Source organism: Sphingobacterium sp. WM, assembly GCF_029542465.1.
GTDB classification, from domain to species: Bacteria; Bacteroidota; Bacteroidia; order Sphingobacteriales; family Sphingobacteriaceae; genus Sphingobacterium; species Sphingobacterium cellulitidis.
This window is the reverse complement of sequence record NZ_CP120709.1, coordinates 396,858-421,460: the sequence shown is the minus strand read 5'-3', so window position 1 is coordinate 421,460 and position 24,603 is coordinate 396,858. Positions and strand designations below refer to the sequence as shown.

General features: G+C 38.3%; 15 protein-coding genes. 6 read left to right on the top strand and 9 right to left on the bottom strand.

All coding sequences use genetic code 11. From position 1 onward, the window contains the following. Nucleotide 1: 1 nt before the first annotated feature. The 3 genes from nrfD to PZ892_RS01830 are packed head-to-tail and all read right to left on the bottom strand — an operon-like array spanning nucleotide 2 to nucleotide 5,846. On the bottom strand, nucleotides 2–1,483 hold the full coding sequence (gene nrfD, locus PZ892_RS01840; RefSeq protein ID WP_094255624.1) for an NrfD/PsrC family molybdoenzyme membrane anchor subunit: 1,482 nt from the start codon (nucleotides 1,481–1,483) through the stop codon (nucleotides 2–4). A gap of 27 nt (nucleotides 1,484–1,510) precedes the next feature. Then, complete coding sequence (locus PZ892_RS01835) at nucleotides 1,511–4,522, bottom strand: TAT-variant-translocated molybdopterin oxidoreductase (protein WP_182497971.1); 3,012 nt, start codon at nucleotides 4,520–4,522, stop codon at nucleotides 1,511–1,513. Nucleotides 4,523–4,562: 40 nt separating this feature from the next. Continuing rightward, nucleotides 4,563–5,846 carry a cytochrome c3 family protein gene (locus tag PZ892_RS01830; RefSeq protein WP_182497970.1) on the bottom strand — a complete coding sequence of 428 codons (1,284 nt, stop codon included), beginning with the start codon at nucleotides 5,844–5,846 and terminating at the stop codon, nucleotides 4,563–4,565. A gap of 241 nt (nucleotides 5,847–6,087) precedes the next feature. Here PZ892_RS01830 and PZ892_RS01825 point away from each other — a divergent pair, with 241 nt between their 5' ends. Then, nucleotides 6,088–6,552 carry a methionine-R-sulfoxide reductase gene (locus PZ892_RS01825; RefSeq protein WP_182497969.1) on the top strand — a complete coding sequence of 155 codons (465 nt, stop codon included), beginning with the start codon at nucleotides 6,088–6,090 and terminating at the stop codon, nucleotides 6,550–6,552. Here PZ892_RS01825 and PZ892_RS01820 read toward each other — a convergent pair. After that, nucleotides 6,512–7,546 (bottom strand): substrate-binding domain-containing protein, encoded by a 1,035-nt coding sequence (locus PZ892_RS01820; protein ID WP_094255631.1) that lies wholly within the window; start codon nucleotides 7,544–7,546, stop codon nucleotides 6,512–6,514. The genes PZ892_RS01825 and PZ892_RS01820 overlap by 41 nt on opposite strands. Before the next feature lie 159 nt (nucleotides 7,547–7,705). Here PZ892_RS01820 and PZ892_RS01815 point away from each other — a divergent pair, with 159 nt between their 5' ends. Next, entirely contained in the window at nucleotides 7,706–9,970 is a 2,265-nt protein-coding gene (locus tag PZ892_RS01815; RefSeq protein WP_220476602.1) for a GH92 family glycosyl hydrolase, read from the top strand. Nucleotides 9,971–10,030: 60 nt separating this feature from the next. Then, nucleotides 10,031–10,378, top strand: a complete 348-nt coding sequence (locus PZ892_RS01810; protein WP_229678239.1) for a DUF493 domain-containing protein — start codon at nucleotides 10,031–10,033, stop codon at nucleotides 10,376–10,378. A gap of 54 nt (nucleotides 10,379–10,432) precedes the next feature. Here PZ892_RS01810 and PZ892_RS01805 read toward each other — a convergent pair whose 3' ends face one another. From PZ892_RS01805 to PZ892_RS01785, 5 genes are all read right to left on the bottom strand, one after another. Continuing rightward, nucleotides 10,433–11,305 (bottom strand): hypothetical protein, encoded by an 873-nt coding sequence (locus PZ892_RS01805; protein WP_182497968.1) that lies wholly within the window; start codon nucleotides 11,303–11,305, stop codon nucleotides 10,433–10,435. Between the two features lie 162 nt (nucleotides 11,306–11,467). Then, entirely contained in the window at nucleotides 11,468–13,804 is a 2,337-nt protein-coding gene (locus PZ892_RS01800) for a glycoside hydrolase family 95 protein (protein ID WP_182497967.1), read from the bottom strand. A 166-nt stretch (nucleotides 13,805–13,970) separates the two neighbouring features. Continuing rightward, the gene (pnp, locus tag PZ892_RS01795) at nucleotides 13,971–16,133 is read right to left on the bottom strand and encodes a polyribonucleotide nucleotidyltransferase (RefSeq protein WP_182498170.1); all 2,163 of its coding nucleotides are present in this window, start codon (nucleotides 16,131–16,133) and stop codon (nucleotides 13,971–13,973) included. 291 nt (nucleotides 16,134–16,424) lie between these two features. Beyond that, complete coding sequence (gene rpsO / locus PZ892_RS01790) at nucleotides 16,425–16,703, bottom strand: 30S ribosomal protein S15 (RefSeq protein WP_093100604.1); 279 nt, start codon at nucleotides 16,701–16,703, stop codon at nucleotides 16,425–16,427. Nucleotides 16,704–16,824: 121 nt separating this feature from the next. Then, complete coding sequence (locus PZ892_RS01785; RefSeq protein ID WP_182497966.1) at nucleotides 16,825–18,036, bottom strand: DUF5009 domain-containing protein; 1,212 nt, start codon at nucleotides 18,034–18,036, stop codon at nucleotides 16,825–16,827. Between the two features lie 214 nt (nucleotides 18,037–18,250). Here PZ892_RS01785 and PZ892_RS01780 point away from each other — a divergent pair, with 214 nt between their 5' ends. The 3 genes from PZ892_RS01780 to PZ892_RS01770 all read left to right on the top strand — a co-directional run bounded on the left by PZ892_RS01780 (nucleotide 18,251) and on the right by PZ892_RS01770 (nucleotide 24,480). Then, nucleotides 18,251–19,432: an ROK family transcriptional regulator gene (locus tag PZ892_RS01780; RefSeq protein WP_182497965.1), complete on the top strand. Its 1,182-nt coding sequence runs from the start codon at nucleotides 18,251–18,253 to the stop codon at nucleotides 19,430–19,432. 61 nt (nucleotides 19,433–19,493) lie between these two features. After that, the gene (locus tag PZ892_RS01775) at nucleotides 19,494–22,550 is read left to right on the top strand and encodes a SusC/RagA family TonB-linked outer membrane protein (RefSeq protein ID WP_277712011.1); all 3,057 of its coding nucleotides are present in this window, start codon (nucleotides 19,494–19,496) and stop codon (nucleotides 22,548–22,550) included. A gap of 19 nt (nucleotides 22,551–22,569) precedes the next feature. Then, on the top strand, nucleotides 22,570–24,480 hold the full coding sequence (locus PZ892_RS01770; protein ID WP_182497963.1) for a SusD/RagB family nutrient-binding outer membrane lipoprotein: 1,911 nt from the start codon (nucleotides 22,570–22,572) through the stop codon (nucleotides 24,478–24,480). Nucleotides 24,481–24,603: the final 123 nt, after the last annotated feature.

Sequence of the window (24,603 nt, the reverse complement as noted above, 5' to 3'; positions counted from 1 at the left end):
ATTATTTTTGATGTAATGCTTTAATATCCGATTCTGTTACTGAATCATATTTCTCCAATGAATCTCTGAAGTACTCAACTTGCTCCTCAGGGAATGCACCTTCTTGTACAAGTTTAGTTTTATGCTGTAAGCTTGAGCTTTTCAACAATAACTTAACCTCTGCAATCGCAATACCTGGTAAGAAACGAAGGAATAATAAGAATAAGGTAAAGAATAGTCCAATTGATCCTACGAAGATACCTACGTCAACCCATGTAGGGTAGAACATTGCCCATGACGATGGTAAGTAATCGCGGTGTAATGATGTTACGATAATTACAAAACGCTCAAACCACATACCGATGTTTACTACAATCGATAAGATCCATGAAATAGGAATACTTGTACGAATCTTTTTAAACCAGAATAACTGTGGTGAAATTACGTTACAGGTCATCATCGCCCAGTAAGCCCAAGCATATGGTCCAGCAATACGGTTTGCAAATGCATACATCTCGTATTCTGATCCTGAGTACCATGCAATGAATAACTCAGTTAAGTAAGCAATACCTACGATTGATCCTGTAGTCATGATAATCTTGTTCATGGCTTCAATGTGGAACATCGTAATGTAGTCCTCAAAGTTCATTACTTTACGTAAAATCAACAATAAGGTCTGTACCATCGCAAATCCTGAGAAGATCGCCCCTGCAACGAAATATGGAGGGAAGATCGTCGTATGCCATCCTGGAATAACCGAGGTAGCAAAGTCCATGGATACGATCGTGTGTACTGATAATACTAATGGAGTTGAAATACCTGCTAAAATCAAGGAAACAATCTCAAATCGTTGCCATGTTTTAACCGAACCATTCCATCCAAATGATAAGATTGAATATACTCTTTGTTTGATACCTGTAGCACGGTCGCGAACCGATGCAATATCAGGTAATAGACCACAGTACCAGAATACTAAGGATACTGTGAAGTATGTAGAGATCGCAAATGCATCCCATACTAGTGGTGAGTTAAAGTTAACCCATAATGATCCGAATTGATTTGGCAATGGGAAAATCCAATATGCCAACCATGGACGTCCCATGTGAGCTACAACGTAGGTAGCAGCACAGATAACGGCAAAGATTGTCATCGCCTCAGCCGATCTGTTAATGGAGTTACGCCAGTTCTGACGGAAAATTAATAATACTGCGGAGATCAAAGTACCAGCGTGACCAATACCAACCCACCATACGAAGTCGGTGATATCCCATGCCCAACCTACTGTCTTGTTTAATCCCCAAGCGCCGATACCCGTCCAAAACGTGTATCCAACACTCACAACCCATAACATCGCGCCTAAGGCAGCTACGGTAAAACCGATCCACCACGCTTTGTTTGGTTTATTTTCAACCGGAAGTAAGATATCATCTGTAATCTTTGCATAGGTGATATCCTTGCCGGTGATTAATGGTTCTCTTAATATTGATTCGTTATGCGATGACATAGTTATTTTATTTCAGTCTAGAATAAATTATGCTTCAAATGTGTTTCTTACCTTCGTCATATAACCAATATTTGGTTGTACGTTGATTTCTTCAAGCACATAATAAACACGCTCATTACGTAATGCTTTAGAAACTTCTGACTCTGGATCGTTTGCATCACCAAAGATGATTGCGTTTGCCGAACATGCTGATTGACACGCCATTTTGATATCCCCGTCTTTTACTTTACGGTTCTCTACTTTAGCCTGCAATTTACCAGCTTGGATACGTTGGATACACATCGAACATTTCTCCATAACCCCACGTGAACGAGTGGTTACATCCGGATTCAATACTAATTGGGTGAACTCGTTGTTCAAATAATTGTCAAAACGAGAATCATTCCAGTAGTTGAACCAGTTGAAACGACGTACTTTATATGGACAGTTGTTCGCACAATATCTTGTACCAAAACAACGGTTATAAGCCATGTGGTTTAATCCTTCTGAAGAGTGTACTGTCGCTAATACCGGACATACAGTCTCACAAGGCGCATGCTCACAGTGCTGACATAACATCGGTTGATAAACAACTGTTACATCCTCATAGTCATAACCTTCTGCCTTAGCAATCTCTTTTTCTTTCGTTAATTTACCTTCACCTGTATTAAGTGTGTAATAACGGTCAATACGCAACCAGTGCATCTCACGACGACGACGAACCTCATCACGACCTACAACAGGTACGTTGTTCTCAACACTACATGCAACAATACATGATCCACATCCTGTACAAGCGTTCAAATCAATCGCCATCACCCAACGGTGGCCTGGCTGCTCAAACTTATTCCATAAGTCATAAGTTTGGTGCTTATCAGAAAAACGTCCTGATTCTGAATTAGGATCTTTTAAGTAGTTTGCAAAGGTAGTCTCACGAATAATGTTACGACCTTCAATAGTGTGGTGAGTTTGTGTTTGAGCCAATTCATAAATTCCAGAAGCTTTCGAAATCGTAGCTTTTGAAGTAAATTGAATCGTGCCGTTTACTAAACTAGCAAATGGATAAGCATTTACACCTACATTGTTACCAGCCTTACCTACTTTCGTACGTCCATATCCTATCGCAACTGAAACAGTTCCTCTAGCTTGACCTGGTTGTAACAATACTGGAAGGTCTACTTTATAACCATTCGCCTCAACTGTAACTTTTCCTGTTTCTTTAACACCTAATTCCTCAGCATCTGCCGGGTTAATAGCTGCAAAGTTATCCCAAGTTACTTTTGAAACTGGATCTGGCAACTCTTGTAAATAAGCGTTGTTCGCCCAGCGTCCGTCTCTAATATTTGGTGATTCGTAAACTTTTAATTCTACTCCGCCAGCAACACGTTTTGCATCATTTGCAATCGCTGTTGCAGCAGCATTTACATCTACATTAGCTGCATATGATGAACCTGTAGTCGATCCTTTGAAAACAAAACCTTGTTGCAAAACATCTTTCCAAGTTTTTCCTGTACCAGCCAAAATGTTAGCTTCCCAGTTTTCTTTTACGAAATCGTGGATAGCTTTATTCAATCCAGCCCAGTTGATTAAACTTTGCTCCGCTTGACGCGTATTGAATACTGGATTAATTGTAGGTTGAACAATCGTGAATAATCCTTCTTTAGCAGAAGCATCACCCCATGATTCCAAGAATGTACTGTTGGTCGCGATAGCTTTCAATTCTGAAGCTGTCTCGTCAGCACGGTCTGCAAAAGAAACTGTATAATCAATCTTTTTGATTGCAGCACTTACATCTTCAGCCTTAAAGTAATCATAAACTGGGTTTGTATTCCAGAAGATCGCTACTCCTACTTGTCCCGCTTTAGCAGCAGTTAAGAATGTTTGGAATGCTGAATCAGATCCTTGATGTTGTTTTGAGAAATTATCTAAGTCGATAATTGCTCCATAAGCTCCTAATGCTGTATTGATCGCATTTACTAAGGCTTGAACATTGATATCGTTAGATCCTGCAACAACAACTGAAGACCCTTTGGAGTTCAATAATTCTTTTGCAGCAAGCGTAATCGCTGTTTTTGCTTTTGCATTGTTTGTACCGCCAGCAATAGATTGTCCAGTAATTGCATTATATAAGCTGATTAATACAGCTCCTTCTTCCGAAGGTTTAATCGCAATACGAACGTCTGCATTTGAACCAGTCATTGATAAGCCTGATTCAAATTGAATATGACGTGACATCTTACCACCTTTTAGTGATTTGTAGTCACGATTTTTAATATAATCTTGTGTATGCTCTTCACCTGCTACCCATGTGCCCAAGAAATCTGCTGCTACTGAAACAACAACCTGAGCCTTATCAAAATGATAAGTAGGAACAACTGCTTTACCAAATGAAGCTCTGTTTGCTTCAATGATACCGCTATAAGATACTGCATCAACTTGTACGTGTTGTGTTGCAGGATACTTAGCTGCTAATGCAGCAATTGCTGCCAATGAGGAAGGACTGTTAATTGTATTTGAAACAATTGTGATTTGCTTTCCTGCTGCTTGAGCTTTATTTAATGCATCAACTACCGCTTGATCTAATTTCGCCCATTCTACATCTCTACCTCCAATTTGAGGATTCTGTAATTTGGACATATCATATAAGTCAAGTACTGCAGCTGATGTTGAAGCGTCTGTACCTTGATTCAAACCAATTCCATTTGGATTTGCTTCCAATGAAATAGGTCTTCCTTCTCTTGTTCTAACAATTACACTTTGACCATTGAAGGAAGAAGCGTAGAAGTTAGGCACACCTGGTGTTACTTCCTCTGGCTTGATCACATAAGGCACTGCCTTGTGAATTGGCGTACGGTTACAAGCTGCTAATGTAACAGCCCCTAAACCAAAACCTAAAGCTTTCAAAAAGTCACGACGAGGTGTCTTGGTACTTAAACCAGCTTCATTTAACACATCTTCTACGGGAATAGGCTCAGCAAACTCACTCTTGCTTCCTTCAACAAAAGCAGGAGTTTGATTCAATTCCTCTAAACCTTTCCAATATTTTTTATTGCTTTCCATTTAAGCTATATATAAGATTCCGTTATTCTAAATTAATTTATTAATAGTGACACTTACCACACTCTAATCCACCGATCATTGCAGCTGTCATCTTCTCACCTTTCTTCAACTTATCGTGAGCCTCGATCAATTGATCGTAATATGCATTGTCTGTATTTACAGATGTCTCTCTGTGACAGTCAATACACCATTTCATCGTAAGTGGAGAATATTGATAAACTTCTTCCATATCTTGGATAGGTCCGTGACAAGTTTGACACTCTACTCCCGCAACAACTACGTGTTGTGAGTGGTTGAAGTATGCAAAGTCTGGTAAATTATGAATCCTAACCCATTCAATAGGTCTTGTATTTGTTCCATAAGTTCTAGCTTCTGGATCCCAATCTACCGCACGGTATAATTTTGCAATCTCTGGTGAAATCTCGCCATCGTAATGATCTGATCCTGTAATCGTGTTATGACAGTTCATACAAACATTCGCAGATGGAATAGAAGCATTTTTAGATTTAAAGGCACCACCGTGACAATACTGACACTCAATTTGGTTAACCCCAGCGTGAATCTGATGCGAGAATTTAATAGGTTGAACCGGTTTGTAACCCTCATGAACACCTACGTTCCACATAGTTTTCCAACCAGCAACTCCTAATAAGCCCACAAACATTAATACCACAAAGAATACTAGCTTTTTGTTCTTTAAAAATGCCTTAGCAAATTTTACAGAACCGCTCTCTCCTTCTTCGTCGTTTTTAGCTTGAGCTTCATCAATCGCTGCCTTGTTATTTTCAATAACACGCTCTAATGTTTTTGTTACTCTGTTCAACGCAAAGATCACAGCAACAGCTACGACAACTAAAGCAATCAATCCAATGATCATCAAGTTGTTCGCATCTGAACTACCAGAACCTGCGCCTCCAGCTGGTGCGGCAGCTTTCTTCTCAGCTTGCTTAACCTCTTCTGCTTGCAAATACGCAATGATATCCTTAATATCACCTTCTGAAAGGTTTGCATAAGGAGCCATCGTTGTAGCAAATTGAGATTTCAACTCAACTGCTTGTGGATCGCCTGAATCAATCATCCCTTGCGGGTTGTGGATCCATTTAACAATCCATCCTTCTTCACGGCGCTCTGACAAGCCAGCTAAATCTGGACCAGTCAATTTCTTACCAACTGCGTGACATGAATTACACGCATTCGACTTGAATAGCGCTGCACCATTCGCAGCATCCTGCGCCTGCGTGGTAGTAGTAACGGCAAATAACAATACCAAACTGATTGATATTGACTTCGCAAGTCTTCCCAAAACGGATGAGATATTTCTCATATTTAGCACTTTATACTATTTTATGTGTAATAATTAATTGTTGACTCTCCAGTACATGTACTCAATACCGTACAAAACAATGCACAAAAGTATAACTTATTAAGCAATCCCTGACAATTTGATGACGTAATTTGTCAATTTATAATCATTCTAAATAGAACCGCTTTTAGCGCTCTAGGACAACACAAATTAACATTCAATTGATATTTCTTATTATCTATTTTCGTAAATTAGTCCCTCTATGAAAGCAATATATTGCATATTAATTTTAATTATTTTATCTGGTTGTGCCCATTCACAATCAAATCAAGCGCATGAAAACATGGACCAAAACAAAAAATACAACGAATTAACCCCTGAAGAACAGTATGTAATCCTCCAAAAAGGAACCGAAAGACCTTTTACCGGGGAACTGTTAAACAACAAAGAAAAGGGAACTTATGTTTGTAAAAGATGTGACGCACCCCTCTATAATTCGGAAGATAAATTTGAATCGCATTGTGGATGGCCTAGCTTCGATGATGAAATCCCTGGTGCGGTGAAAAGAGTAATCGACGCCGATGGTCGCCGAACTGAAATTATTTGTAACGCCTGTGGTGCCCACTTAGGCCATGTTTTTGAAGGCGAAAATTTCACCTCCAAAAACACTAGGCACTGCGTGAATTCTATTTCAATGAAGTTTGTTCCAGCGTCTCCTCAGAAATAACTGAGGACCCGCGAACCAATAACTCACTAGGAATTACAATCTTTTGTAATTCCTTATTTTTTCCCTTGATCTCGTTCAATAGCGTATGAATCAACTCATTCGCTATCGCAGAGGTATCTTGTGTAACAACACTAATCCCCGGCTCATATAACTTAAATAACGTATGGTCATCAAATGCTACCATATTCGGCAATTTCATGTTATACTTCTTCACCGCTTTCAGACCGTCAATCCCCAAATAATTCGTCGCAAATAAAACCGCATCCAAATTATTCGCACTAATAAAATCGTGAATTTGATCAACCGCCGAATCCTCATTCTCATCAATCTTCACTTTTTTAATATAAGCTTGTTGCTGATACTCATCAATCGCCTTCATATATCCATCCAAACGATCTCGCATCTGTGTCTGATTCGAATATAAGGATACAAAACCAACGCGCTTATTCATCGGATTCTCCAATAAATGCTTCGTCGCATCAAAGGAACCATTAAAGTTGTCCAACACAACATAATGCGTCTCCAATTGTGGAATATATCGGTCAAATAACACTAAAGGAACGTTGTTCTTGATCAAATTCGCCAAGGTATCGTCTAACCCTTCTGGCGGAGTAATAATATACCCATCTACCTGGCGGTCATAAAATAATTGAATCAATTCTCTCGCCTTCGTTTCATCATTATCCATACTGCAATAAATGATATGATAACCATTATCATAAGCAATACGCTCAATATACTTGGCTACATTTGAGAAAAAAGGATTGGAAATATCTTCAACAATCAAACCCAATATCTTGGATTGACCGGTGCGTAAACTCTGGGCTAATTGGTTGGGCTTGTAACCCACTTTTTTTACATAATCTAGTACACGCTTTGTCAATCCCTCACTGATCCGCTTCTCCTTCGCTTTCCCATTTAATATAAAGGAAACTGTCGTTACGGATACACCAAGGTTTTTGGCAATGTCACTAATTAATATTCTTTTTCTCATGTTAGGTTAATAAAAATGCAATTCAAAATCTATCAAATATATAAACTCGGCTAAATTTTAGCAAATTTATGCTAAAGATAATGCTAAAAATTTGGCTAAAAGGGTTTATTAGGTTTAAAAACGTACATTTGTTTTCGTACACTATTTATAACGGCTTTTATGAACTTACATTATAAATCTTACACAAAAATTTTTATGTCCGCTGCATTGATCGCCCTAACTATCGGAAAATCAAACGCTCAGCAGTTGACAAAATATGTAGACCCTTTCATCGGTACAGGTGGACATGGTCATACTTATCCCGGTGCAACAGTCCCGTTTGCATTGGTCCAATTATCTCCAGATAATGGAAAAAACGGCTGGGATTGGGTGAGTGGATATCACATTTCCGCAGATTCAATCGCTGGATTTAGTCATATGCACCTCAGTGGAACGGGAATTGGAGATTGGCTTGATATTGCGATTATGCCTCTAATAAATCCTATCCCTCAAAAAGACCTGGATACCAGAGTAAAATTCTCTCATGACAATGAAAATGCTAGCCCAGGTTTTTATGCAGTAAAATTAGATAATGGGATTCAAGCTAATCTTACCTCAACTGAACGTGTTGGATATCATCAGTACTTATTTCCAAACGCTGCAAACCCTACCATACGTTTGGATCTCGGACATGCATTCAACTGGGACAGACCTATGGATACCGAAATCCAAATCTTAAATGATAGTACAGCAATCGGGAAAAGATACTCCTATGGCTGGGCTAATCAGCAACATATATATTTTGCGCTCCGTTTTAATAAGGACTTCAAATCGTATTTGTTAAATGGACAAAAATCCAACTCCAAAAAAATTGGACAAACCAATGACTCCAGACAGGGCCCAATAAATGCAGTAAATGCCCAATTTACATTCCCTGGAAGCACTGAGATAGAATTAAAAGTCGCCCTATCTACAACATCTACTGAAAAAGCATTATTGGCTTTGCAGGAAATCCCTAATTGGAATTTTAATCAGGTCAAACAAAACGCAGAAAACCAATGGGAAAAGGAACTTGCTAAAATAAAAGTCGAATCTAAGGATGAAACCTTAAAAAAGATTTTCTATTCTGCTCTTTACCACACTGCTGTCTCCCCTACCTTGTATTCCGACCAAGATTCGGAATATAAAAACTATAAAGGTGAGACCCATAAAATGCCTAATAACGGCCAAAGGTACACGCTGTTCTCATTATGGGATACTTTCCGTGCCTTAAAACCGCTGTTCACCATTACTCAACCTGAGAGATATACCGACATGATGAATAGTATGTTGGCATTCTATGATGAAAATGGTTTATTGCCAGTTTGGGATTTAAGTACTTTCGAAACCAATACCATGACGGGCTACCATGCCGTACCTGTCCTTGCAGATGCTGTCCTGAAAGATATCCCTGGAATTGATCAGGAAAAAGCTTTTCAAGCCATGCTGGCAAGTGCTAACCAAAAAATCAGAGAAGTACCTGATTATATTCAATATGGCTATGTTCCTCAAGATGTCAATGGAGGATCAGTAACTTCTACCTTGGAATATGCTTTCGATGATTATTGTATTTCTTTAGTCGCTAAAAAATTAGGCAAGAATAAAGAATATCGAGAATATACCAAACGTGCTAAAAATTATATCCAGCTCTTTGATCCGAATTCTGGATTCATGCGTGCTAAGTTAAAAGATGGAAAGTTTGTGGAACCTTTCGACCCTTTTTACTCTGAACATGAATTCTCTAAAAGCCAATACATAGAAGGTAATGCTTGGCAACATTCATTCTTTGTCCCGCACGATGTCCGTGGACTTGCTAAACTATTCCCGAAAAAAGATGGCTTAGACAGAATGTTGGATACATTATTTAAAACACCATCCTATATGACTGGTGAAAACCAATCTCCTGATGCAAGCGGTTTTATAGGTCAATATGCCCATGGGAATGAACCTAGCCACCATATCGCTTACATGTATTCCTATTTAGGTAAGCCTTGGAAAACGCAAGAAAAGGTAAGAGCAATAATCGACTCCATGTATCATGACAAACCTGATGGATACGCAGGAAATGAAGATGCCGGACAAATGAGTGCTTGGGCAGTATGGTCGATGATGGGATTATACCCTGCTTCCCCCGTTAATGGTGAATACGTCTTTGGAAGCCCTGTGCTGGATAAAGCTGAAATAACCATGCCCAATGGAAAAGTTTTTACCATAATCGCCAATAACAACAACAAACAGAATATTTATATTCAATCCATCACCTTAAATGGGAAACCTTATAAAAAATCTTATATCAACCATCAGGATATGCTGAAAGGAGGAACATTGGAATTCAAAATGGGAGATAAACCCAACTTTAAACTAGGAAATAAAAAGAAATCCTTGCCGACTTCAATGGAAAACTAAACAAAACCGATAATCTAACGTTTTGTCATATATTGGCCTTAGGTACACTTATTGATAATCATGGGAAAGGAGAAGAAAAACATGGATGAATTAAACAACAACATCAACATTAAAGACATACAAGACGATAGCAATAATCAAGATTTCTACAAAAACTTTAAAGATAAGCTGATTGAAGTGGAGCAATTCCCTTCCATCTATACTTTTAAATTTATTGTGAAATCAGATTCAGATCAAGCTGATCAAGTAAAAGCTTTATTTACGCATGCTTCAGCAAAATTTTCTGAGAAAAAATCCTCCGGTGGGAAATATACCTCAATATCAATTGAAAACTATGTCAATAGCGCAGATGAAGTAATTGAATATTACAAAAAAGTGGGAGAAATTCCAGGCGTAATGATGTTATAATAAGAATCTTAATCATAAAAAAGGGTGTCAAAATGACACCCTTTTTTATTGAACTTATTCGTCGATCTCTCGTAGGGCCTTTTCGACCGCAACTGGATCTTTCAGATTAACTTTTTTATTCTTCAAACCCATATAAAAATTCCCTGGAATAATCACATATCGATACTGGATATAACTGCTCATTGACATCGTAGGACCTCCATCATAAACCATTCTCATAATGACAAACTCCCTCAATTTTGTGTGAAATGTAATGGTTGACATTCTATTATTTGCATAAGATGTATAAGGTAATGGATATAGACCTTGCCCATAATCCAAATAAACAAGTATGGCTGAGTTTTTTATTACATCTGCCGTTAAGTGAGGTTCATAAATATGAGCTGCTCGAACCCTCGTATTGTCAAAAGCAGTATCTATCATACGAACCACAGTTCTCCATCCTGAATACATCACCTTAGCTTGAGCTTTTAAATTAGCTCCTACCCCCCAACCTGTCGCAGTCTTTGGTCCATATAGAATCATTTGGCTAGTATTAAAATAAAAGTCTCCAACCACCCCCAACGTGGTAGCAGGAATGGTCGTCCCTGATAGAAACTGAGAACCGTTTTTCCCATTCGTACCATTTTTACCATCTGCACCTTTCAACTTGGTCGGGCTACCCCAACCTGCTGCTACTTTGGGACCATATAAATCACCTGTGCTTTTCCTAAAATAAAAGTCTCCATTCTTACCCAAAGTATTTGCAGGGACAACAGTACCACTATAAATCATAGAACCATCGTCTCCCTTCGTACCAGTGATTCCCCGATCTCCTTTATCTCCCTTCTCTCCTACGGGTCCCATCTCTCCTTGATCCCCCTTCTTACATGAACCTGATCCAAATATGATCAGCGCCATTAAAATCATTAAAAATTTAGTTTTCATAATAATATCATTTAATTCTTCCTTTTGATTCGGCCAAACTAAACTACTATGATTTGCAAACTAAATTCTTTAACAATGAGTAAACCCCTCTGGTTATCGAGTAAACTATTCTTTCCAATGAGTAACCAAAATACTAGCTGTTCAAACAGAAATCTATTTCACCTAAAAGGTTAATTCATTATCCCCTTTTTTTAATTGATAATCCTTTACTATCTGCCCAAAACGAACTTTGATAGTCTCATTCTTTCCTGAAATAATCCGAAGGCTCGTTATTTCACCTTCTTCCCATACAAAACTTAGCTTCTTATTCCCTCTGCTAATAAACCCCTCAACCTTCCCACTTTTCCATTCTGAAGGTATAGCTGGTAATAATTGGATTTCATCTTCCTTCGATTGAACCAACATCTCGGCTAATCCTGCAGCTCCTCCAAAATTACCATCTATTTGAAATGGCGGATGCGTACTGAACAAGTTTGGTAAACAGGTTTTACCAATTAATTCTTTCAAATGCTTATTCGCATTCTCCCCATCCAATAATCGCGCATAGAAATTCACAATCCAAGCTTTACTCCATCCAGTATGACCACCACCCGAAGAAAGCCTGTTTTCAATGGTTTTCTTCGCTGCTGCAAATAATTCTGGTTGTTTGGAACTAATAGAATGCCCTGGATATAACCCCAATAAATGGGACATATGGCGATGACCTGGTTCAACCTCTTCATAATCATGGATCCATTCTTGAATAGCACCACTCTTTCCTACCCGGATCGGAGGCAACTGCTTACGAACTCTCGCAATCTCTGCCAGCAATTCTTTATCCTGTTTAAGAATTTTAGCTGCCTTCTCAAAATTATCAAACAGCTCTAAAATTATTTCTATATCTATGGTACTGGAATACGATAATTGTGACCGAACTTCTTTCCCGTCCACAATGGTCTTAAACTCGTTCTCTGGTGAATGCGAAGGATTTGTTACCAAATAGCCATCTGGCGATTTAACCAAGAAGTCTAAAACCCATAACAATGAGCCTTTCAATATCGGATAAGCCACAGTTTTTAAATAGGATTCATTCTCCTTGAATTCATAATGCCTAAAAATTGGAAAGGTCATCCAAGGACCTGCCATTGGCGAAACACCCCAAACACCATCTGCCACTCCCGTTCTCCCAAATGGATCCGTTAAATGATGGATCGTCCATCCCCGAGCAGCATACATTTCTTTAGCAGTTACTCCCCCAGGCTTCATGATTTCCTTCATAAAATTGGCTAATACAAGACTGGTCTCCCCTAAATCACCCGTTTCGGCAGGCCAATAGTTCATCTGAAGATTGATATTGGTATGAAAGTCTGAATTCCATGGCGCTTCGTATTCCTGATTCCAAATTCCTTGTAGATTGGCTGGTAATTTTGCCGGTGGTCTGCTCGATGACATCAACAAATACCGCCCGTATTGGTAAAATAAGGTTTGCATCCCAAAATCTTGGTTGCCTGCAGAAAATGCCTTTAATCGCTTATCCGTAGGTAAATTTGAAAAATCCTCCCCATTCAGCGATACCTTTACGCGCTCAAACATTTGTTTATGTTCAGAAACATGACGATTAAAGTAATTCCAAACATGTTTCCCTTTTAAAAGTTCAAAATGAAGATCTAATTCCTTCTTTAAATCTTTGCTAGGATCAACATCCAACTTCGCTAGATTATAATCCGTCAGCCCATTAAAGGCTAACTCTAACTTTTTTACATTCTTAAATCGGATACCAGCACGACCATTTTCTTTGAAAACCTCATAGGCTCCATCTATGCTCATCACATCTATTCCAGCAATAAATCGCATATGAGAACCCGCTGGACCAGAATCCTTTTTTACAGAATCTTGAATCTGTCCCGAATAATAGGCCCCAGACTTAAAGGTATTATATTCAATAACATCTCGACTCCTATCCAGACTAACGGTAAACGAAATCGGCTCTGCCGACTCCCAATTCAGAAAAAATGTATTGTTAACCGCTGATATATAGGATGTTTGAACAATCTTATTCGAATTCACCTTAAAAGTTGTCCGATGCACCCCCTCATTTAAATTCAATTCCCGAGTATAGCCATCGACTTTTGCACCAACCCAATCATAATCAACGCGAAGATTACCCAAGGGTTGATACGAGCGTATTCGAGCTGGTGTCCCAACCATATATTGACTGGCCAATTCCTTGGCCTCATCAAATCGGCTATTGAAAATAGCATCCTGAATCTCTTTTAGATGCGCAGCAGATTGTGGATTGTTGTTATTGATCTTACTTCCTGCCCAAAGACTCTCTTCATTGAGCTGTATTAATTCATGATCATAGCGACCATAAATCATTGCTCCAAGACGACCATTCCCCAATGGCAACGCCTCAGTCCACTTACTCGCTGGCTGCTCATACCATAGTTTCAGGTCATTATCCTGCCCAAGAAGTATAATTGGAAATAAAATTAGGATTAGGTTTAGTAGGTTTTTCATTCCATTAATTTACAAAGAAATCAAGGAAACTCTAAATACATATTAATTGACACAATAAATTTACACCCTAGCAAAACCCTATTCATCCATGCAAAAGTCTAAATACTAACTACTAAATACTAACTACTAAATAAAAAAAGAGCAACTTTCGTTGCTCTTTTTTTATTTATTCACCTTGCGGCTTGTTTTCTTGTTTTGGTTTATCTTCTCTTGGAGGACGAGGCAATAAAACCTTGCGAGAAAGCTTCATTTTACCTTGTTTGTCAACATCCAAAAGTTTAACAGTCACCATATCTCCTTCTTTAAACACACCGTCCATTGTTTCTAGACGTTTCCAATCAATTTCTGAAATATGTAATAAACCGTCTTTACCAGGCATGATCTCAACAAATGCACCAAATGGCATAATAGATTTCACCTTACCTTCATAAATCTCACCGATTTCTGGTTTAGCAACAATCGCTTTAATTCTCGCTAGGGCAGCGTCAATCGCCTCTTTATTATCAGCAAAGATTTGAACAACACCTTTGTTTTCTACTTCTTCAATTGAAATTGTAGCACCAGTTTCGCGTTGCATCTCTTGAATGATCTTACCACCTGGGCCAATCACTGCGCCAATAAATTCCTTATCAATTAAGATTTGGATAATACGTGGTGCATGTGGTTTGTAGTCTTCACGTGGAGCTGAAATAGTTTTAGCCATTTCACCTAAGATATGTAAACGAGCTTCTTTCGCTTGGTCTAATGCTTGAGTCAATACTTCCCATTTAAGACCATTGATCTTAAGGTCCATTTGACAACCAACGATACCATTCGCAGTTCCCGTTACTTTAAAGTCCATGTCACCTAGGTGATCCTCATCACCTAAAATATCAGAAAGAATAGCATATTTTCCTGTTTTCTCATCGGTAATCAAGCCCATCGCAATTCCTGAAACAGGAGCTGCAATCTTAACTCCGGCATCCATCAACGCTAATGTACCAGCACAAACTGTTGCCATTGATGAAGAACCATTGGATTCTAAAATATCAGATACTACACGAATCGTGTATGGATTATCTTCTGTAGGAAGAACTTGTTTCAATGAACGCATTGCTAAGTTACCATGTCCTACTTCACGACGACCTGGACCTCTGTTTGGTCTAACTTCACCTGTTGAAAATCCTGGGAAATTATAGTGTAAGATGAATTTATTGTATCCATGGAAAAACGCTCCATCGATCATTTGCTCATCATCCTTAGCTCCTAAAGTAACTGAAGTTAATGATTGTGTCTCTCCACGAGTGAATACCGCTGACCCATGTGCAGCTGGTAAATAATCTACCTCTGACCAAATAGGACGCACGGTACGTACATCACGACCATCTAAACGAATTCCTTCGTCTAACACTAGATTACGAACTGCATCATATTGAACATCATGGTAGTACTTCTTCATTAAGAATTCTGTATCCTCATCTAGCTCTTCTCCTAAGGTCTCGAAAAATGATTGACCAATCTCCGCAAATTTCTCTGTACGCTCATGCTTGCTAGATCTTGATTTAGCAACTTCATAAACCTTCTCATAAGTAGCTGCATAGATAGCATCCTTTAATTCAGGATTAGATGGCTCATGATTGAAATCACGTTTCTCTCCTGAACCTACTAGGTTTGCTAATTCTACTTGTCCAGCAACTTGTTTCTTGATCGCTTCATGGGCAAAAGCAATCGCTTCTACCATTTCAGTTTCTGAAATCTCTTTCGCTTCTCCTTCTACCATCACGATATCTTGTGCAGATCCCGCAACGATAAATTCTAAGCTCGCCTTTTCCAAAGCTGAAACCGTTGGATTGATTACCAATTCGCCATCAATTTTCGCAACACGCACTTCAGAAATTGGTCCATTAAATGGAATATCTGAAACCGCAATCGCAGCAGATGCCGCTAATCCTGCTAACGCATCTGGCATAATTTCTTTATCCGCAGAAATTAAACTTACCATCACTTGCGTGTCAGCATGGTAGGTCTCTGGGAATAATGGACGTAATGCCCTATCAATTAAACGTGAAATCAAAACCTCATAATCTGATAACCTTGCCTCACGACGTAAAAATCCACCTGGGATACGACCTGTAGCCGCATATTTCTCTTGGTAATCTACTGATAATGGAAGAAAATCCGCGCCTGCTTTTGGCTCCTTCGAGGAAACAACAGTCGCTAGCAACATCGTTGCTCCTTGTTTCAATACTACTGACCCATCAGCTTGCTTCGCTAATTTACCAGTCGACAATTCAATGGGAGCTAGTCCGCCACCCATCTCAATTGTTACTTTCTTTTCGTTATAACTCATTGTTTTTTCTTTGTGATGCATTTGCGTCATTTTTAATGCACCAAATTAATATTGACCTTTTTAATCGCACAAATGTAATTAAAAATTTATTGCCCACTCCTATCTCACCGAAATTTTAAAACCTTATCCCAGCATTCATAAGCCCAACTAAAATTTATTAATCTATAATAAAGAACTACTCAACAAATATCCTAAGTCCAACAATCAGCTCCTCAAACAAAAAATAATAGGCAATAAAAAAGGGATTCTGACCAAGTCAAAATCCCCTTTATAAAGCTCTTTACAGATGTCTTATTTGATGATATCACGTAAGCCTAATGCTTTGATGATAGCACGGTATCTTTCGATATCCTTTTTGTACAAATAAGCTAATAATGAACGACGCTTACCTACTAATTTTTGTAGGGAACGTTGAGTGTTAAAATCTTTTCTGTTTGATTTCAAGTGCCCAGTTAAGTGAGCAATTCTCTTTGTAAATAAAGCTACTTGTCCTTCCGCAGAACCTGTGTTTTCAGCTGCTCCAGCAAATTCTTGGAAGATGTCAGCTTTGTACTCTTTACTTAAATACATTTCGTGAATAATATTAAAGCGTTAAAAATTCTATTAATTGGCTGCAAAGTTAACATCTTATTACCAAAACAAAAAATTTATTGTTCAAATAATTAGACTTCTAATACTCAACAGCTTGGAATTATACCTTAATGTAGATTTTCTTCTGATCCAACCAGTAACAGATCGACCACATCAACACTAAAAAACATAAAGAGTAGAAAAACGAACCCAATTCCGGAGGTCCTGGAATCTGCGCACAAATATTCTTATAAAACCATGATAAAGGACTTGTGAAAGTGGTCTCTCCCAAATCATTTACTCCGCTTGGAATCCGAATCAAACCCAATGTCTTCGGTAATAACCCACTTAAAACAAAGATAAACAGTGGATTCTTCCCAAATACATCAAAAAACTTCGTCAACCAATTCTTCACTCCTTGAACTTCAATATACCAAATCATGCCGCCAATGGTCATAATCCCTAACCCTGTCGTATATAAAACGTATGAACTTGTCCAGATCTTCTTATTGATTGGGAAACCTAAGGACCAGGTCCAAGCTAAAACAACCAAGATAAAACCCGTCACAAACATCCCTGACAATAGTTTAAAGTGTGGCTCATTGCTCTGTGGAACTTTCGTCCACAACCAATCAACCTGCCCTTGTTTCTTGATAAATACACCTGCCAAATATCCAAAAACAACTTGTATAACAGCTGGCATCGCACTCATTAATCCTTCCGGATCAAATGGAACTCCCTCACCTTTATACATATGGGCAACACTTAATATTTGCTTATCGATAGCTGTTCCAAACCATCCTTCTAAGGAATATGGATCGCCAGTTCCCAATAAGGCACAAATGCCCCAATAGGCTAACAATATGGCTGCAGAAATATAAATCAACGTCCTCGGCTTAAAATAATAAGCTAATACTGAAGCAAAGAAGTAGGCTATAGCAATCCGTTGTAATACCCCAAGGATCCGAACTCCCTGCTCTGGATTACTACTATTTACCCATTCTCTAAATTGTAATGTACCATCTGACCAATGTACAAATGGAAACCAATTTAACCCAAGGCCAATTAGAAAAATCAATATCGTCCGCTTGATTACTTTCTTCCAAAAAACGGAATCTCCAGCTTCCTGCAACCTCGGTATCACAAAGGACATCGCATTGCCGACTGCAAATAGAAAAAATGGAAAAACTAAATCCGTAGGAGTGCAACCATGCCATGGCGCATGCTTCAATGGTGCAAACATATACGACCATGTCCCTGGATTATTAACCAAAATCATTAAGGCAACTGTCGCTCCCCTAAAGACATCTAAAGAATAATAACGCTGTTTCATAATTTATATTCAACCGAAGTTACAATTAAACCGTCACAAATGCGCACTCTAAACCAGAAAATTAATCAATTGCGCATAAAAACGCAACAAATCAACCCTGTTTACTACTAAATTAAAGATGACTTGCGTCACTTTTTAATATATTTAAAAAGTATTTGGTAGTTAATTTAATTTTACTTTAACTTTACCCCAATATTAAATAATCAATTTCAGCTTGGATAGCCTTAAATTAACGATACTTAAGCGGTTGTATTTTTCAAATCCGCAATCGATTGCAGAGCTCAGCAACTCGATCGGAAAGAGTGTGCCGAATATTACCAATGCCGTCAATAAACTTTTACAACTAAAACTTATTGAACAAGATGGGTTAGCACCTTCTACTGGAGGTAGACGTGCAGCGCAATTTATACCTAGTGAAAAACACCTACCTTACATCATTTCCGTAGCTATTGATCAATTCTATACCTCTATAGCTGTTGTTAATTTTAAAAACGAGCTCAAAACTGAAATCAAAACCGAGATCATTGATCTTAAAAATGAAAATGCTTTTCTAAAACTGATCACACTGATCCATGAAACCATTAAAGATTTTGATAAATCTCTTATCTATGCAATAAGCATTACTATCCCAGGTTTTGTCGACAGCCATACCGGAATAAATAATTCTTATAGCAGTGGTTCACCTTTTTATGATCTGAAATCCAACATCCAAAAGGAATTCAATCTACCAACCTTCGTTGAAAACGACTCTTCTGCAATCGCAATTGCAGAACATAAATTTGGAAAAGCAAAATCTAATAAAGATGTCATGGTAGTAAACCTCAATTGGGGTGTAGGTCTTGGAATGATCCTCGACAATGAACTCTACCGTGGACACTCTGGATATGCAGGTGAGTTTAGTCATATCCCCCTTTCGGACTCCAACAAACTATGCTCCTGCGGAAAAAAAGGATGCCTCGAAGTTGAAGCTTCTCTTTTAGCCGCGGTACAATTCGCCACTAACTCATTAATCGCTGGAGACCCTTCTTCGCTCCAGGAAATTTATAACCAACAAAAATTTATTAACGCCGATAATCTCCTTGATGCCGCCATATTAGGTGACCAATTAGCCATGGAAGCTATCAACAGAATCGGTTATATGCTTGGTAAAGGAATAGCAACGCTTATCCATATCATCAATCCGCAAATGGTACTCATTAGCGGACGTGGTGCAAGAGCGAAAGATGTCCTCTTACCAAAAATTCAAAGTGCAATCATGGAATTTAGTATCAAAAGACTTTCTCAAAATACTCAAATCGAATTTTCTAACACTGAAAACATGCAGTTACTAGGGTCAACCTGTATTTGCATTTTAAATGCGGACAAACACATTTATAAAACACAATTAACAGACTAATTACTTAAATCATCAACAAATGAGCAATTTTTACTCTAAATGTTGCAGCTTAACAATAGTGATGCTAATCAGTATTTCTACGTTATTTGCACAGCAAACTGTTACAGGGAAAGTAACAGGTCCAAACGGAGCAAATCTTCCAGGCGTGAGCGTGTCGGTTGTCGGTACTGACAAAGTCACTCAAACAAATAGTGAAGGTAATTTCTCCATTGAAGCCAACAATGGCCAAAAAATCCGCTTCTCTAGCATGGGATACCTAACTAAAGAAGCAACGGTTTCCTCTACCTCATTGAATATCAACTTGCAGGAAGATGCTAGTAACATCGACGAAGTCGTTGTAACGGCAATGGGTATCAAAAGAGAACGTAAATCCCTTGGATATTCATTCCAAGAAGTTAAATCCGAACAACTAACTGATGCAAAAGAAACTAACGTTGCGAATGCCCTAGTTGGTAAAGTTTCTGGTTTACAAGTTATCAAAGGTTCTAGCGGACCTGCATCTTCCACAAAAATCACCCTTCGTGGTAATAACTCCTTAACTGGCGATAACCAACCTTTGATTATTGTCGATGGAGTGCCTATGAATAACTTCTTAGGTGCTAAAGGTGGAAATGGTAAAGTAAATAACGACTTCTGGAACCCAGGTACTGATATGGGTAATGGATTAGGGGATATTAACCCTGAAGACATTGAAAGTATGTCAGTTCTAAAAAGTGGTGCTGCCTCCGCATTATACGGATCTAGAGCAGGTAATGGTGCTATTATCATTACAACAAAATCTGGAAAAGCACAAAAAGGAACTGGAATTACTTATTCCTCTACTGTAGGTTTCGAAACAATATTCATGACTCCTGAAATCCAAAGTGCTTTTGGACAAGGATCAAATGGTGTATTTGACGCTATCAGTACCAATAACTGGGGTGAAGCTATCGATGGAAATAAATACCAGGCCTATGATAACATCAATAACTTCTTCAAAACTGGATTTAACCACACTCAAAACGTTGCTTTCCAACAACAAATCGGTGAAACCAACATTTACTCGTCAGCAACTTATTTGAATGACCAAAGTAAAATCCCTGGTTCTTCTTTAGAAAGATTGAACTTGATGTCTAAAGTATCTACTACTTTCGGACCTAACAAACGTTGGTCAACAGAAGTGAAAGTTCAATACATGAACAACGACGCTACTAACCGTCCTATCTCTGGTCAAAACAACTCTAACGCGTTCGCAACTTTGTTCAGAATGCCTAGATCCATCAACATCCTTGACTATAAAAACCCAGTAGACAATACTGGTAAAATGCGTTGGTACGGAACTACAAACTCTATTAACCCTTATTGGTTAGCAGAATATAACTTAAATAACGACGTAAGAAATCGTTTCTTAAGCAATGCAAACATCAAATACAAGATTACAGATTGGTTAGATATTGAAGGTCGTGCAGGATTAGATACCTATGCTTCAAGATTTGAAAACAAAACTTATTCTGGCAGCCCTTTAAGCAGCACAGGTCTTTATTCAACTGGTAAAACTGAGTTCGCTGAGAAAAACTTTACTTTGGCTTTACATGCTAGAAAAGACGAAATCAATGGAAGTAAATGGGGAGTGAATGGTTCAGTATTCGGTCAAATCATGCGTAGTGACGAAACGTTCCTAGGCGTAGGCGTAGGTGAACTTGAAGTTCCTAACTTTTTCTATGTTACTAACGGAAAAGGAAATCCAACTCCTAACCAATATAACAACAGAAAACAAATCAATTCCCTTTACGGTACTGCTGAACTTAATTACGATGGATATTGGTTCCTAAATGTTACCGGGCGTAATGACTGGTCTTCAGCTTTATCTAAAGAATATCGCTCATATTTCTACCCTTCTGTGAGTACATCATTAGTGGTATCTGATTTAATCAGAAAATCTGGCGGAAATTTACCTTCGGCAATTAACTTCTTGAAATTAAGAGCTTCTTATGCAACAGTAGGTAATGACATGGGACCTTACCAAATCTTTAATGCATATGATATTGGTCGTGACCCGAATGGCAACACAACTTCTGGATTAGGAGAGGTATTTTACAACCCTAATGTAAGAAGTGAATTGATTAAAACTTTAGAGTTTGGTTTTGATACTCGTTTATTGGATAGCAGATTGGGAATCGACTTTGCATGGTATAAAAACAATGCAACAAACCAATTATTGGATATCCCGATGAACCCTATGAGTGGTTTTAGAGCGAAAAAAATCAATGCTGGTAATATCCAAAACTCTGGTTTTGAAATCGCTTTAGATGGTCAAATCCTAAGATCTGATGATGGTCTAAACTGGAATTCATCGGTTAACTTCTCTAAAAACGTTAATAGAATCATTGAATTGACTCCGGAAATTGAATACTATAACCTAGGTGGTTTTGATAACATCGCAGTTCGTGCTATTTCTAATGAAATCTTCGGTCAAATTATTGGCTCTAAATTCTTAAGAGTGGATGATCAAAATAGTCCGCATTATGGAAAATTAATCCTGAATGGTAATGGACTTCCTCAAAGTGTGGATGGTCAAGTATTGGGTAACCAATCGCCAAAAGCATTAGCAGGATGGACAAACTCATTTAGCTACAAAAACATCGGATTAAGCTTCCAAATTGATGGTCGCTTTGGTGGTGAATTCTTCTCCGGAACGAATGTAAACTTACAAGCAAATGGTACCGCAGCAGCAACTGTTACTGATGGAAAACGTGCTGACTTCGTAGTAGATGGTGTTATTCAAGATGGTAATAACTTCACGCAAAACACAAAATCAGTAACCGTGCAACAATATTGGACGCAAGTGGCTACAACTGGTAACATGGGTATCGGCGAAGCGAATATCTACGATGCTACAAACATCAGATTGAGAAATATTACCCTTAGCTACAACTTGCCTTCTTCAGTATTGAAGAGCAATATCCTTCAACGCGCTCGTATTGCTTTCACAGTAAACAACGCTTGGATGATTAAAAGCTATGCGAATGGGGTAGATCCTGAATCAGTATTCTCTATCAATAGCAACGCAACTGGTTTTGAAAACTTCGCAACACCGACATCGCGTTCATACTTTGTTAACCTAACATTAGGTTTTTAAAATTTAACAGGTCAATAAAATGAAAAATATTATATCAAAAATAGGTCTTGCCATCATGCTTACTGCTAGCTTGGCTTCTTGTTCTAAATTTGAAGAACTGAATGTAGACCCAACAAAAGTTAATGAAGATCAAGTTCGCGTCGAGTACTTGCTGAATAATGCCATTATTGGTGCTCAACAAGATCCACATATCGCAGAACGGATGTTCGTTCTTTACTGGAAAACAGCTGCGAGACAGCACCTATCTACTGGTTTAGCTGGTGGAACTCACTCAGATGGTTGGTCATCTGACTATTGGGGTAGAGGTTATCTTTCTCAATGGTTGAACAATGTAAACCTTGCAATTACAGTAGGTAATAAAAGAATCGCAGATAACACTGCAGAAGCACATATTAATAATGTTGTTCAAATTTCTAGAATTTGGAGAGCATATTTGATGAGTGAAGCAACGGACAACTTTGGCCCTATTCCAATCAATGGATTCCAAGGCGAAAATCCTGAGTATTCCAACGTAAAGGATGTGTATTATTATATGTTAGAGGAATTAAAAGATGCTGTGAGTAAAATCAATTCAGCAACAATTCCTTCAGACTACAAAAAATATGATAATGCCTATGCATTCGACTTGGATAACTGGGTTAAATATGCAAACTCAATGAGAATGCGTCTTGCAATGAGAATTGCTGAGGTTGATCCTACAAAAGCAAAAACTGAATTTGAAAGCGCTGTAGCTACTGGAAAATATATCAAAAATGCTGAAGATATGTTTGATGTGGCTGAAAGACCAGGATGGGATCCCCTTTCAGGTGTTATGAGTCGTGAATGGAATGGACAAGTCCTTTCTGCTACCTTAAATAACCTTTATGTAGGTCTTGGTGGTATCAAATCCGCGAATCAATTAGCAGCTACTTTTGCTCCTAAAATTAAACCAGCAAACTATGCCGGATTAAGATTATTGGAACACTTCTCCCAGAAAACTAACGACCCAATGGCTGGCTATTTCTTCGATGGATTGCCAAATACCATTGACCCTAGAGCGTATAAAACTTTCTATATACCTGGAGATGTAAATAGCCCACAATTTTCATTGTACCCTTCTTGGACTGATGATGCCAAAATCACTAAAGTAAAATTAAAAAGAACTGCTGGTGATATTGAATTAGATGTTAAGAATACTTGGAGTGCTCAAGCAATTGGTGACTTCGGTGCTAAAGGTTCAGCCAATGAAATTAGAACAATCCAAGTTGGTAAAATCCCAGGATTGTCCCAAGCTTACAGAGCGAGTGGTAGCAAAAGAGTATTCTTTGCTTCATGGGAAAGTTATTTCCTTATTGCTGAGGCTGCATTAAAAGGTTGGACTACCGGTACTACCGCTCAACAAGCTTACGAAAATGGTGTGAAAGCAAGTTTTGAATACAATGGGGTTTCTCAATTTGCTACAGAGTACTTGAATTCTACAAACTATAATAATGTAGGTACTTCCGTGAAATTCACCCATACCACTGAGCCAGGAAACTCTCGTAGCATGTCTTACATCGATGGGTATACCAAAGCTGCGGGAACTACAACAATTGCATATCCAGTAAATACTATTTACAAAAATGGAACTGTACGTAATGATGCTTTAACTAAAATCATTACCCAAAAATACATTGCTAATATGCCTTGGTTACCTCTAGAAGCATGGAATGACCACAGAAGATTAGGTCTTCCTTTCTTTGAAAACCCTGCTATTGAAAACCCGCTTCCAAATCTTCCGGATTTGAACAGTGGTAACTTCATGACTAATAACGTGAAATTCTTCCCTCAACGTTTGCCTTATCCTTCGACTTTCAGAGAGTCTGATGAAGCAAATTATGAGAAAGCTGTTGGTTTACTAGGTGGCGAGGATAAAGTATCTACTCCGCTTTGGTGGGCTAAAAAACAATAAAATCTTCGTAATTTTAGGAAGCGATCGAATACATATTCGATCGCTTTTTTATTTTTACAAAATATTGTGCTGTTAATCCTGTCGGACTGAACCCCCGACATGTGGACCTTCAAATTTATTAAT